This is a genomic window from Thalassospira sp. HF15 (genome assembly GCF_011806525.1).
GTDB lineage: Bacteria > Pseudomonadota > Alphaproteobacteria > Rhodospirillales > Thalassospiraceae > Thalassospira.
The window spans coordinates 115140-128427 of record NZ_JAAVKI010000001.1 but is presented as its reverse complement, the minus strand read 5'-3'; the positions used below and the strand labels follow the sequence as shown (position 1 = coordinate 128427).

Below are 13288 nucleotides of genomic sequence, written 5' to 3'. Positions count from 1 at the left end.
CGGATGACCTAAAGCGTCTGAGTGTCAGCGCAAAACTGATAACCGATGCCGCGCACTGTCTTGATCAGTTTTGGGTTCTTGGCGTCTTTTTCGATCTTGCGACGCAGGCGGCTGATCTGAATATCGATGCTGCGATCAAAGGGCAGCGAGCTTTGCCCACGCACAATATCCACAAGCTGTTCGCGTGACAGCGCCCGCTTGTTGTTTTTCACCAGTGCCAAAAGCAACGAGAACTCACCGGTCGACAAATGCACTGCCACGTTATCGGCATCGCGCAATTCGCGTGATCCGATATCAAGCGTCCATTCGCCGAAAATGATCTTGTGCGCCGGTGCAACCTCGTTATCAGAAGGCGCGACTGTGCCGGTTTCGAAACGACGGAACACAGCGCGAATACGGGCCAGCAATTCACGTGGATTGAACGGTTTGGTCAGATAATCATCCGCCCCCAGTTCAAGGCCCAGAATACGATCCGTATCCTCGCCGACTGCTGTCAGCATGACAATCGGCACCTTTGAGGTGCGACGCACATCGCGGCAAAGTGCAAAGCCATCCTCGCCCGGCAGCATGATATCGAGAATGACCAGATCGATTTTCCAGTCGCGCAATGCACGGTGCATTTCATTACCGTCCGAGACGGTGGTAATGCGAAAACCGTGCTGCAACAGGAACTTTTTCAAAAGCTTCTGGATTTCCTGATCGTCATCAACGACCAGAATATGTGGTTCACGTCGCGTTGTCAGTGTCCCGAACTCCCCTGATATTCGTCGGCCATGTCCCTGACCGTGGCCGGAGTTTAGTCTAATTCGACAACGGTTTGAACCATTTTACCATGTGGTCTTTAAAATGGAAAAAGCCGGGCAATGCCCGGCTTTTCCACATCAAGAAATCTGTATTGAATGATGATTACTTCAGGTCATAGACCTTGGTGCTGCCGGATACTTCTGACGCCACCACCAGCATGGCATTGCCGGTCGGGCTGTCCTTGGCATCGACGAACTGAAGACCTTCTGGCGCCAGTTCCCCGGCCGTATCGTTTTCCGGATTGCCCGAGAAACGGCGATCACTGTGATATGTAACGAACTGCGGATTGGTCGGGTTGGTCAGATCATAGACCATAAAGCCACCCTGACGTTCCAGACCGATAAACGCATAGGGCGTGCCATTAACATAGCCACTGGCGATGCCTTCGGGCTCTGGACCCTTGTCATCGGACCGGTTGTCGCGGCTATAGTTTTCCGTATCCGAGGAATTGAAAACGTTGGCGTAGTCTGCGGCCAAGATTTGCTCGAACGCGTCGCCGCTGTCAAAGACCATCTCGCCGTTCGCATTCAGGACCGAGAACGACCGCGCACCATAGCTATAGATCACGTCAACATCGCCATCAAAATCGATGTCACCCTGTGCCGTTGTGGTTTTCAGACGACCAAGATTTTCATCCTTTTGCAGGGTGCTTGCCGTCGGGTATGCCACCGGATCAAGGGTCAGTTTGCCAACGCGGGTTTCCTCGCTATAGCCGTCATAATCACGTGAATCGCCTTCGTTTGCGATCAAAACCCAATCCTTGCCATCAATATTGATCGCATCAATGGTGTCAGGCATGTACATGCCCATCACCGGCCAGGTGCGGATATTGATTTTTCCGTCCTTGTCACTGGCGTCAAAAGCATGAACCGAATGATCCTTGAAACCAAGGCCTGCAATGCGTTTTACTGTCGCGGTTTCGATATCAATGATCGCAACAGCGTTGTTTTCCTGAAGTGACACATAGGCAGTTTTGCTGTCCTTGGAGACGGCAATATATTCCGGTTCGACATCCTGTGCGACGCTTGAGGTCCCCGGGTTCGACGTGCGCATGCCATAAGGCAGTTTGCCGCCATTCAGGAAGTTGAAGTCAACCGTCCGAACATCATCAGTCGACAAATTTTCTGCACCACCGGCCATCGAGATGATCGAAACGCTGCCTTCCGGATCGATGGTGAAGGCATCATTGGGTTCGCCCTCGTTGGCGACCAGCACATATTTACCATCCGGAGAAAACTTGATCATGTCGGGCAGCGCGCCGACGGTCACAGCCGAGATAAAGGTGCCTTCGGTATCAAAGAAAACAGCCTGACCCGGTGCCTGTTTGTCTTCGTTTTCAACGGCAACCGCGACAACACCATTCATGACGGCAACACTGTTGGCACCCTTGCCCCATATGGACAGATCCATCGCACCGATCTTGTTGAGCTCGGACGGGTTGGACATATCAAGAATGTCGATCACCTTGTCCGCACCATTCACGACAAATATGCGGTTTGATACCGGATCGAACGCCGGGATTTCTGCGGCACTCTCATCAAGCATGCCGGTGCGATATTCGCCCATCGGCACAATCGTGATCGGATGCGCGCCCGCATTGACGATATCACCAGCCATCATGGTGTTTTCAGACGGCGTGCCAGCACAGGCACTCAGAAGCAAAGAAACAGCAGCAGTTGCCATCAGTGAAGAACGCATATTTTCCCCCTTGGAATAACCTTCAATAAAGTGTGCAGCCTGAGGGTTTGCTGTAACGGTTTGATGAACCGGTGGTGACAGTTTCATAAATTTCTTATGGCAGGCACTGCTCCAACCGGACGGAATTCCCGTAACAGAAAGACGTCACCACAACGCCACGGGTTATCAGCCAACAGGAGTGTCCCGATGCCAAAGATGTCGAACATCAATATTGCCGTGATCGGTGCCGGAATGGCAGGTCTCAAGGCAGCAAGCACCCTGCACAGCATTGGCATGAACGTTACCGTCTTTGAAAAAAGCCGTGGACTTGGCGGGCGTCTGGCATCACGGCGCACAGACTTTGGCTATTTCAATCACGGGGCACAATACGTTACGGCGCGTGATCCCGGCTTCAATGCCTTCCTGCAAGAGGCCAAGGAATTCAACGCAGCTCAGAACTGGTCGCCGAACCTGCATCGCGGTAATCCGGCCCAGACCCAATCGGGTGCTGCCCTATCCCCGATTGCGCGTCACGTTGGCAATCTGGCCGAAGAGTCCTGGTATCAGGGTGCGCCGCAGATGAACAAGCTGATCGGCCCGTTGGTCGATACCTTCCCGATCCAGAAACAACATCGCATCGTCGGGATCGAACCGGCCGGCCCGCGCAGTTTTATGCTGCATGACGATCTCGATGGCAGCTACGGCCCGTTTGATGGCGTGATCGTGACTGCCCCTGCCCCGCAGGCCGCTGACCTTTTGCGCCCCCTTGCCCCGCGCTATGCGCCGATTGACGAGGTTGTCATGGCGCCATGCTGGGCGGTGATGGCAGCGTTTGAAACGCCCCTTCCGACCGGCTTTGACGCAATGCTCTATCCCAGCCCGGAAATCAGCTGGGCCGCACGCAGCAGCCAGAACAGTGATATGTTCCATCGCCGCACACCGGACCCGTGGGTACTTCATGCCAGCCCGGAGTGGTCGCGCGCCCATCTTGAAGATGACAAGGACCGTGTGATTGAAAAGCTGCTTGCCGCCCTGCGCGATGTCAGCGGTGTCAAACTGCCAGAACTGCATTCCGTTCAAGCCCATCGGTGGCGCTATGCCCGTACGGAGCTGCCACTTGGAAAAAGTCATCTCAATGGGATGAATGGCCGGGTGATTGCTGCAGGTGACTGGTGCCTTGGCGCGCGGGTCGAGGCCGCCTGGCGCAGTGGCCGAACGGCGGCACACGCCATGGTCGAAGCCCTGATCGGGTAACCTATATTCCGAACGCATTGTCATGCCGAAAAATGCCAATGGTCATCGCCACAGCAAATCAGACCTGCCGCAGAAAACCTGCGTGATGTGTGCACGCCCCTTTAACTGGCGGCGCAAATGGAAGGATTGCTGGAACGAGGTTCAGTATTGCTCGGATCGGTGCCGACGCCAGCGAAAACAGCCTGCAAAAACGAACCTGCAGGATCAATCATCATGATGTTTGATCAAAAAGACGAAGATCCGCCAACCTATGCCATCCTGCGCCAACGCATGATTGATATGGCGACACAACGCGGGGCCGCCAAAACGCTCTGCCCGTCCGAGGTTGCCAAAACCTTCGGCTCCTATTGGCGGGATTTGATGCCGCGCGTGCATCAGGTCGCAGATCAACTATGTGCTGAGGGCAAGCTGACATTTGAAAAGGGCGGTATCAGCCATGGCCAAAACCGCCCTTCAGGTCATTATCGGTTGCGCATCGTCCCCGATGACGAGAACGATGACTAAACGGCCCTAGTCACGCAACGCATGCAGGCGCTTGATCAGACCGGCAGTGGATGCATCGCGCGAGCCGACATCTTCCTTGCCCTCGACCATCGGTAGCAGTTCCTTGGCAAGCTGCTTGCCAAGTTCAACACCCCACTGGTCATAGGAATTGACGTTCCAGATGATGCCCTGAACAAAGATCTTGTGTTCATACATCGCCACCAGTCGACCAAGGGTGAAGGGATCAAGCTGCTTATAGAGGATCATGGTGCTGGGCTTGTTACCATCAAACACCTTTTGCGGTGCCAGCACATCAATCTCGGCCGGGCTCAAATCACTGCCAGAGAGCTCTTCGCGCACCTCATCCTCGGTCTTGCCACGCATAAGCGCCTCTGCCTGTGCAAGGCAGTTCGAGACCAGCTTGTCATGATGATTGGCCAGCGGATGCAACGCATTGGCCGCCATGATGAAATCAACCGGGATCAGTTCTGTGCCCTGATGGATCAGCTGATAAAAGGCATGCTGGCCGTTCGTGCCCGGTTCACCCCAGATGATCGGACCGGTTTCATAGGCAATCGGTTTGCCATCACGGGTGACCGATTTGCCGTTACTTTCCATATCGGCCTGCTGCAAATAGGCTGGCAGACGCGACAAGTGCTGATCGTAAGGCAGGATTGCCTGACTGGATGCGCCCAAAACATTGCGATACCACACGCCGATCAGGCCAAGGATCATCGGAATGTTGGTTTCAATCGGCGCTGTTTTGAAATGGTTATCCATCGACTGCGCACCGCGCAGCAATTCTTCGAACTTTTCATAGCCAACTGCGAGAATGATCGGCAGACCAATCGCCGACCACAGGCTGTAACGCCCACCAACCCAGTCCCAGAAACCAAATGCATTGTCGGTATCAATGCCAAATGCCGCGACCTTATCAAGGGCGGTTGAAACGGCAACGAAATGCTTGGCAACGGCCGCTTCGTTCTTGAGCATCCCGACAAGCCAGTCCCGCGCCGAATAGGCGTTGGTCAGTGTCTCGTCCGTGGTGAAGGTTTTGGAGGCGATGATGAAAAGCGTCGTTTCCGCATCCAGGAATTTCAGCGTATCGACAATATGCGCGCCATCGACGTTGGACACGAAATGGCAGCGAATGCCATCAATATGGTACGGGCGCAGCGCCTCGTTGACCATGACCGGGCCAAGGTCGGACCCGCCAATGCCGATATTGACAACATCGGTTATTTTCTTGCCGGTATGGCCCTTCCATTCACCGGAATGTACCCGTGCAGCAAAGTCTTTCAGTCGTGCGAGCACATCCTTGACCGCTGGCATGACATCGGCACCATCAAGCTCAACCGGGCCGCCATCAAGGTTGCGCAGGGCCGTATGCAGGACCGCCCGGTTTTCGGTGATATTGATCTTGTCCCCGGCAAACATCCGGTCGCGCCAGCCTTCGACGTTGGCCGCCTTGGCAAGCTCAGTCAGGGCTGCCATCACGTCATCGGTGATCAGGTTTTTGGAATAGTCGACAAACAGGTCGTTAAGGGCCGCACTATAGCGCTCAAACCGTGCGGGATCGTCGGCAAAGGCCTGACGCAGATTGAGTTTTTCGGAAACTTCCGCGCCCAGTTGATCGAGTTTTTCCCAGCTTGCGGTCATTTTATCAGCAGACATACCACCCTCGGCCCATTCGAATTCATTCACAACAATGCGGTGCTAACGCCAACAGGCTAGCACGCGTTTCAAACCATGTGTGGGACAGTTTGCAGAATGTCGCGGCCTATGCGGTCCTGATGCCGCGACATCCTTATTTTTATCGACTTAACGTGTCGAAAGAAAGTCTTCGACTTCTTTTTCAGTCGGCAATGCGTTGATCGCACCACGCTTGGTCGCCGTAATCGCGCCAACCGCATTGGCAAAGCGGCATGCTGCGGCAAGCTTGTCTTCTGACCCCAGAAGATCCGGGTCCTTCAGCAGGCGCGACAGGAAGCCCGCCGTGCAACCATCCCCTGCCCCGGTGGCATCGACCGCGGTAATTTCAAAGGAAGGTACAAAGCCGTCAAAGTCCGGGGTGATATAGCGCGATCCCTTGGGACCATAGGTCACGATCATCGCGCGCCATTGGTCACACCACAGATCCTTGATGCCTTCTTCAAGGTCATCCTTGCCCGAGACAAAGGTGATTTCCTCGTCCGATATCTTGACAACATCGGCCTGACTGATCGCAAGACGCAGGATTTCACGGGCCTTTTCAACACTCGGCCATAGCGGCAGGCGCAAGTTCGGATCGCATGAAATGATCGCACCGTTTTCGCGCGCAATCCTGATCGCCTCAAGCGTTGCAGCACGCGGATCATCATCAATCATGCAAAGGGTTCCGTAATGGAACAGATCGGTTGATTTCAACATGTCCTGATCAAGATCAGCAATGCTCAGCAACATGTCGGCCGACGGGCTGCGATAGAACGAAAATTCACGTTCGCCATCCGCACGCAATGACACGAATGCAAGCCCGGTCAACGCTTGCTTGGTCAGGACAATACCGGATGTATCGACATTATCAGCCTTAAGCGTATCGACCAGAAAATGGCCAAAGGCATCATCGCCGAGTTTACCGATAAAGCCGGTCTCAATCCCAAGGCGCTGCAAGCCCACAGCCGCATTTCCCGGCGCACCACCGGCGGCCTTGGCAAAGGCCGGCGCATCGGCAAGACCGGTTCCGGTCACCGTCGGAACAAAATCAATCAGCAGTTCCCCAAGACAAACAGCTTTGGCTGTCATGACGTTTCTCCGTTCGGAAAGTCCGCAAATTGGCGGATCAGTAGTATGTGGCCTGTGGGACCCACCGCCTTTTAAATCGATTCAACGCGTCAGACAAATGCTAATCGAACGTCATCTCGCATTCGTCAGCATATCGGCTTTTCACATTCTTGCGCAAAAGGCCTGCACCGGAAAGAATATGACTTCTGTGTAAAAATCGTCCCGGATAATGTCGCGAAATCAACACCAAACCATAGTTTCAGACAACAGGGCATTTTCATGAGCACACTCGTCGCACGCAATTTGATGCAAAGTTTTGATGAAGTTACCGACTATTGGTCGCCAAAGATCATCGGCGAGGTGAATGACCAATATCTCAAAATCGCGAAAGTGAAAGGCGAACTGGTCTGGCATGCCCATGACGAGGAAGACGAGCTTTTCCATATCGTCAAAGGCAGCCTGATCATCGAGTTCGAAGACCAAACAGTCGAACTGAGCGAAGGCGAATTTCTGACCATCCCCAACGGGGTCATGCATAACCCGATTGCCAAGGAAGAGTGCTGGGTCCTGCTGATTGAGAGCAAATCGACCAAACACACCGGCAATGTTGTTACGGAAAAAACCAAAACCCTGTCGCAGCAAATGTAACTTCAACGAAATTGCCGCGACAGAGCGACTGTGGAGGAAGGATTACGTCCTCTGCAGGCTCTTTCCAAAGCCCACTTCTCGTTGGCGTTCAAGTCCCGTCATCCAGCTTTCAAACGTCGCATCCCGTTCGAGCTGAATGGCGTAATGGCGATGAAGGGCCGCGGTCAGGCGCCCCTCGCGCCCCAGAAGTTCATCGGCATAGGCGATCATCACCGAGTTCGGCCAGGCAATCGGGCGCATCTCGCGGATGGTGGTGAAGATGCTGTCTTCATCCCGATCCGGCTCGCACTGGGCCATGAGGGTGATCATCGCCGCAGTCGACCGCGACACACCCATATGACAATGCACCAACAGGTGCCCGTCTCGACGGTCCATGCGGCTTTCGATCAGGGTTTCGCCATAGGCAAGAATGGCCTCGACATCAGCCTTGGTCGGAGCCGGACGGCCTTCCTTGTCTTCGATTACATCATGGAAACGCAGGATGGTGCGTTCATGCGGGTCGTAATTCCCAAATATGGCCGGGTCTTCGCGTTCGGGATCCATAACAGACAGGACGTGGGTCACACCATGGCTGCGATGGGTGGGCAGCTCGTCGATGCCACAAATGGTCAGGCGCGAAATTGCGATTGGTTTCATTTCCTTGGTCTCCTGTCTTCGTTTCTTTTTCTGCACGCTATCAGAGCACAGGAAAATGAAAAAACAAGGGCCGGTATCATGAAAAGATACCGGCCCCTGCGAAGCATGATTTCGAGATTCGGATTATTTTGCGCGGTTAACCGCATGAATGTTCAGCATTTCCCACGCCATGGTGGCACCGGCAAGCGATGTGATGTCTGAAACATCATAGGGCGGGGAAACTTCAACCACGTCACTGCCAATCAGGTTCACATGCCCTGCCAGCCCGCGCAGGATCGAGACAGCCTGATGGCTGGTCAAACCGCCCAGCACCGGCGTCCCGGTGCCCGGTGCATAGCACGGATCAAGGCCATCAATATCAAAGGTGATATAGGCCGGGTTGTCACCCACTGTTGCCTTGATCTTTTCAACGATGGCATCAATTGACATCGACTGAACGTCTGGGCCATAGAGGATATTGAACCCGTGGGTCGATTCATTGTGGGTGCGGATGCCGACCTGAATGGATTTCGACGGATTGACGATGCCCTTTTGCGCTGCATGCCAGAACATGGTGCCGTGATCAATACGATCCCCGTCATCTTCCCAAGTATCGGAATGGGCATCGAACTGGATCAGCGAAATGCCATCGCCATACTTTTCGGCATGTGCCTTAAGCACCGGATAGGTGATGAAGTGATCGCCACCGATTGTGAGCATCTTGGCACCGGACTGCACGATATCACGTGCATGGTCTTCGATCATTTCCGGAAGCTTTTCCGGATGGCCCGGATCAATGACCATGTCGCCATAATCAATCACGGCGAGTTCAGCAAAGATATCGCGCCCGGATGGGAAATGCGGTGCCCATGCAAGGTTGGTCGAAGCACGACGCACCCCCTGCGGGCCCAAACGCGTACCCGGACGGCTTGATGTCGCAAGGTCATAGGGAATACCGGTGACCGCAACATCAATCCCGTTCAGATCACGGGAATAGCGGCGACGCATAAACGACAGCGCGCCGGAATACATCGGCTCGCTGGTGTTCTGATGCACGGATTTTGCCGTAAAGGCGTTATCACCGCCCTTGGTGTCAATGACGCCGGTGCTGCTCATTTTAAATCCTTCCCTATTCCTTGTCGCGATCCCGGACGCTGCCCATCAGCGGTCAACAGGAATCAGCCGCCTAACCGTTACCCAAGGCAATCCAGGTTGATTTGACTTCACAATATTTGTCCAGCGCATGCAAGGAACGGTCACGCCCGGTGCCGGACTGTTTGTAGCCACCAAACGGCATGGTAATTGATCCACCGTCCCAGCAATTGACCCAAACAAGGCCCGAACGCAGTTTCTTTGCAGTCAGATGTGCCTTGTTGATATCGCTGGTCCAGACAGCCGCCGCCAAGCCATATGGCGTATCATTTGCGGTCTGGACTGCTTCTTTCCAGTCCTTGACGGAAATAACCGACAGAACCGGGCCAAAGATTTCTTCCTTGGCAATCGTCATGTCGTTCTTGATGCCATCAAAGACGGTCGGCTCGACATAATAGCCACCAGATTCGGTGCGAACCCGTTTACCACCAGTGCACAACACGCCGCCTTCGCTGGAGCCTTTTTCGATATAACCGAGAACCCGGTTCATCTGGCTTTCATCAACGATTGCCCCCATCTGGCTTTTCGGATCAAGCGGATCACCCGGCTGCATTTTGGCACCCGCTGCGATCACTTTTTCAATGAGTTCATCCTTGATGCTTTCTTCAACGATCAGGCGCGAACCTGCCGTGCAAACCTCGCCCTGGTTATAGAAGATACCACCGGCGGCGGCAGCGGCGGCTGCATCCATATCCGGGCAATCGGCCAGAACAATGTTCGGGCTTTTGCCACCACATTCCAGCCAGACACGCTTCATGTTCGACTGACCGGAATACTGCAGGAACAGCTTGCCGACTTCGCCCGACCCGGTAAAGGTCACGCAATCAACATCTTCATGCAGGCCAAGTGCCTTGCCGGCCGTCGGGCCAAAGCCCGGAACAACGTTGAGAACACCTTCGGGAATACCGGCCTCGACCGCGATTTCTGCGACACGCAGGGCGGTCAACGGGGACTGCTCAGCCGGTTTGAGGATGATCGAGTTCCCCATTGCCAATGCCGGGCCCAGTTTCCACACCGCCATCATCAGCGGGAAGTTCCACGGCACCACCGCAGCAACCACCCCCAGCGGTTCACGGGTAATCATGCCGATTTCATTGGGGCCCGCCGGGGAAATTTCGTCATAAATCTTGTCAATTGCTTCGGCGTACCAGCGGATGCACTTGTAAGACAGCGGAATGTCATCACGTGCGGCCAGCGTGATCGGCTTGCCCATATCAAGGCTTTCAAGCAATGCCAGTTCGCTGGCGTTCTTTTCCAGCAAATCGGCAAAGTGCAGCATGATCGCCTTGCGCTTTGCAGGGGCGGCTTCGGACCAGCTGCCCTTCTCAAACACCGCACGTGCCGATGCCACAGCGCGGTTGACGTCTTCGACGTCGCATTCGGCAACCTTGGTCAGAACCGATCCGTCACGCGGGCTGATGCAATCAAATGTCTTGCCCGACGCGGCATCAACATAGGCACCGTTGATGAACGCCTTGTTGCGAAAATCAAGGGCTTTGGCCTGTGCGGTCAGCTGTTCAAAATTCATCGGATTGGTCATCGGAAGTCTCCTGACGGATGGCGCATTTGGATTTTATTCAAATTTGATCGTTGCATGTGGGCACCCTGCCCTAACGATCTGTCATCAATATGACGGTGGTGTCGCCGCACTGACGACTTCACATTCCCCGTCACCCACATTTCGAAAGCGGTGCGGAATTTCCGCATTGAAGTAATAGGCATCACCGGGGCCAAGCACCTTGACCCGTTCACCTACCGTGACTTCAAGCTTGCCGCGGACAACGACACCGGCTTCCTCGCCCTTCTGGACAATCAGGTTATCACCGGTATCCCCGCCCACAGGGTACGTTTCATGCAGCACGCGCAGGTTACGGTCCTTGCGCGATGCCCCGACAAGACGCATCGACATCGTCCCATCAGAAAGTTCAACAAGGTCTTCTTTCCTGAAAAAGATTTCCTCACCGGTATCGAGATCAATGGTGAAGAAGTCAATCAGGCTCATGGGAATGCCCGCCAGAACCTTGGCCAGGCTATCAACAGACGGGCTGACCCGGTTCTGTTCGATCGTCGAGATCGTGCTGTTTGTCACACCGGCCCGACGGGCCAGTTCACGTTGCGACAGCCCGTACATGCTGCGCACCGCCTTCAGACGATCCCCTACCTTTTGCGACATTCCCGTCTTTTCCCTATCGAACTTTATTATTGGTTTGTTTGCTTAGACCGCGTCGAGATACCAGCGATATTCAAGCTGGGTGACCTCGGCGAAGAATTCGTCATACTCAGCACGACGGCAAATATCGAACACCTCGACAAACCGTTCGCCGAGATACTCCTTGACGATATCGCCTTCGACAAAACGATCGAGTGCCGAAATCATGCTGCGTGGGACAATCTTGCCACCATGCTGTTCATAGCCGTTACCGACAGTCGGCTCGCCCGGATCAAGCTTGTTTTTAAGACCGTGATGCATTCCGGCCAAAACACATGCCAGAACCAGATACGGGTTGGCATCGGCGCCGGAGACACGGTGTTCGACACGTGCGGCCTTCGGGCTGCCTGCCGGAATACGCAGGGCGACGGTACGGTTATTCAAACCCCAGTTCGGGGACATCGGCGCATAGGCCTTGTTCTGGAACCGGCGGAAGGAGTTCGGGTTCGGCGCAAAGATCGCCATGCTTTCAAACATGCTTTCCTGCAGGCCACCAATCGCAAAACGCAGATTGTCCGAGACTTCTTCATCCCCCACGGGCGACAGGACGTTATTGTCATCCTTATCGCGCAGCGACACATGAATATGCAGGCCATTGCCCGCCTGATCGGAATAGGGCTTTGCCATAAAGGTCGCGGTTACACCGTGATCCCAGGCAATCCCCTTGACCACGCGTTTAAGCTGCATGGCGTGGTCGGCGGCCAGCATCGGATCCGTCACGTGACCAAGGTTGATTTCAAACTGCCCCGGACCGGCTTCCGCAACAATGGTATCGGCTGGAATACCCTGACGGTTCAGTTCGGCAACCGCGTCATGCAGGACCTTTTCAAAATCCTCGATCTGTTGCAGGCCGTAGACCTGCACACCGTCAGACGCGATCCCCCCGCCAAGCGGCTGCGGCGGCAGCGGTTCGGCGGTTTCTTCGTTCTGATCGGCCAGATAAAACTCAAGTTCAAGCGCAACGGTCGGATAAAAACCGTCCTCCGCCATGCGATCAACCACCCCCTGCAACACATTGCGCGGATCAGCAAAGAACCGGCTGCCATCAAGGTTATGCAGGTTCATCATTACCTGCGCGAGGGGCAATTCACCATAAGGCACGCGGCACAGGGTTCCCGGGATCGGTTTTGCCAGGTTGTCCTGGTCACCGCTCGACCAAAGAAGGCCCGTGCCTTCGGGATTGTCACCGGTAATGTCGACCAGGCACAACGAACCTGGAAGGGTTACACCCTCGGTAAAGCTTTTCAGGAATTTCTGTTTGCTGATTCGCTTGCCGCGAAACACGCCGTTAATGTCGGGAATGAGCAACTCAACAAGTTCGACATCCGGATTTTCTTCAAAGAAACGTTGGGCTTCTGCCCTACTGTCTTCGACGAACGACTTGTTCATCGTCTTATACTCCCAGAAAAAGCCTGTTTTAATCAGCTGGCATCGTGCCGCGCCGCATTGCCCCGGTCAAGCCCATTCGTTCGATATATCGTGCAAATCATGCAACGCACAATTTTCCCGTCCCCAATCAAAACTTATCCCTCAGAGGACGCGCATCAACCGGTGGATAACAAAAACCAAGCTTGAACCTATCAAAAAGATTGTCGAAAAATCCTCTTGCAAAGGTGTTCGAAAAAACGAACACTAACGTCAGATGTTCAACATATCGCACGAAAGCAGAGCAGCCCCGCTGCCAGG

The 13288-nt window shown here is 54.4% G+C and carries 13 protein-coding genes; 4 read left to right on the top strand and 9 right to left on the bottom strand.

What is annotated here, in order from left to right; translation table 11 throughout:
- Positions 1–8: 8 nt before the first annotated feature.
- Together HED22_RS00610 and HED22_RS00605 are read right to left on the bottom strand one after the other, a co-directional pair.
- Entirely contained in the window at positions 9–743 is a 735-nt protein-coding gene (locus HED22_RS00610) for a response regulator (RefSeq protein WP_167718975.1), read from the bottom strand.
- Between the two features lie 163 nt (positions 744–906).
- Entirely contained in the window at positions 907–2502 is a 1596-nt protein-coding gene (locus tag HED22_RS00605; RefSeq protein ID WP_167717845.1) for a choice-of-anchor I family protein, read from the bottom strand.
- 186 nt (positions 2503–2688) lie between these two features.
- On the opposite strand from HED22_RS00605, the gene HED22_RS00600 reads away from it, so the two are divergent.
- The 3 genes from HED22_RS00600 to HED22_RS00590 are packed head-to-tail and all read left to right on the top strand — an operon-like array spanning position 2689 to position 4239.
- Complete coding sequence (locus HED22_RS00600) at positions 2689–3735, top strand: NAD(P)/FAD-dependent oxidoreductase (RefSeq protein WP_167717843.1); 1047 nt, start codon at positions 2689–2691, stop codon at positions 3733–3735.
- Positions 3736–3757: 22 nt separating this feature from the next.
- Entirely contained in the window at positions 3758–3952 is a 195-nt protein-coding gene (locus tag HED22_RS00595) for a DUF2256 domain-containing protein (RefSeq protein ID WP_167717841.1), read from the top strand.
- The gene (locus tag HED22_RS00590) at positions 3949–4239 is read left to right on the top strand and encodes a DUF3253 domain-containing protein (protein WP_167717708.1); all 291 of its coding nucleotides are present in this window, start codon (positions 3949–3951) and stop codon (positions 4237–4239) included. Before HED22_RS00595 ends, HED22_RS00590 begins: the two co-directional genes overlap by 4 nt.
- 6 nt (positions 4240–4245) lie before the next feature.
- On the opposite strand, the gene pgi is transcribed toward HED22_RS00590, so the two are convergent.
- Both pgi and HED22_RS00580 read right to left on the bottom strand, forming a co-directional pair.
- A complete protein-coding gene (gene pgi / locus HED22_RS00585) occupies positions 4246–5892 on the bottom strand; it encodes a glucose-6-phosphate isomerase (RefSeq protein WP_167717839.1) in 1647 nt (548 codons plus the stop codon).
- Between the two features lie 147 nt (positions 5893–6039).
- On the bottom strand, positions 6040–6999 hold the full coding sequence (locus HED22_RS00580) for a PfkB family carbohydrate kinase (protein ID WP_167717837.1): 960 nt from the start codon (positions 6997–6999) through the stop codon (positions 6040–6042).
- A gap of 258 nt (positions 7000–7257) precedes the next feature.
- Between HED22_RS00580 and HED22_RS00575 the strand changes: the two genes are divergently transcribed.
- Positions 7258–7626 carry a cupin domain-containing protein gene (locus HED22_RS00575; RefSeq protein ID WP_167717835.1) on the top strand — a complete coding sequence of 123 codons (369 nt, stop codon included), beginning with the start codon at positions 7258–7260 and terminating at the stop codon, positions 7624–7626.
- A gap of 42 nt (positions 7627–7668) precedes the next feature.
- Here HED22_RS00575 and HED22_RS00570 read toward each other — a convergent pair whose 3' ends face one another.
- From HED22_RS00570 to HED22_RS00550, 5 genes are all read right to left on the bottom strand, one after another.
- Positions 7669–8262, bottom strand: coding sequence for a tyrosine phosphatase family protein (locus tag HED22_RS00570; protein WP_167717833.1), 594 nt, complete (start codon positions 8260–8262; stop codon positions 7669–7671).
- Between the two features lie 123 nt (positions 8263–8385).
- Positions 8386–9357 (bottom strand): agmatinase, encoded by a 972-nt coding sequence (gene speB, locus HED22_RS00565; protein ID WP_167717831.1) that lies wholly within the window; start codon positions 9355–9357, stop codon positions 8386–8388.
- Between the two features lie 70 nt (positions 9358–9427).
- On the bottom strand, positions 9428–10933 hold the full coding sequence (locus HED22_RS00560; protein WP_167717829.1) for an aldehyde dehydrogenase: 1506 nt from the start codon (positions 10931–10933) through the stop codon (positions 9428–9430).
- An 84-nt stretch (positions 10934–11017) separates the two neighbouring features.
- Complete coding sequence (locus HED22_RS00555; RefSeq protein ID WP_167717828.1) at positions 11018–11566, bottom strand: cupin domain-containing protein; 549 nt, start codon at positions 11564–11566, stop codon at positions 11018–11020.
- A gap of 42 nt (positions 11567–11608) precedes the next feature.
- The gene (locus tag HED22_RS00550; protein ID WP_167717825.1) at positions 11609–12991 is read right to left on the bottom strand and encodes a glutamine synthetase family protein; all 1383 of its coding nucleotides are present in this window, start codon (positions 12989–12991) and stop codon (positions 11609–11611) included.
- Between the last annotated feature and the right edge of the window lie 297 nt (positions 12992–13288).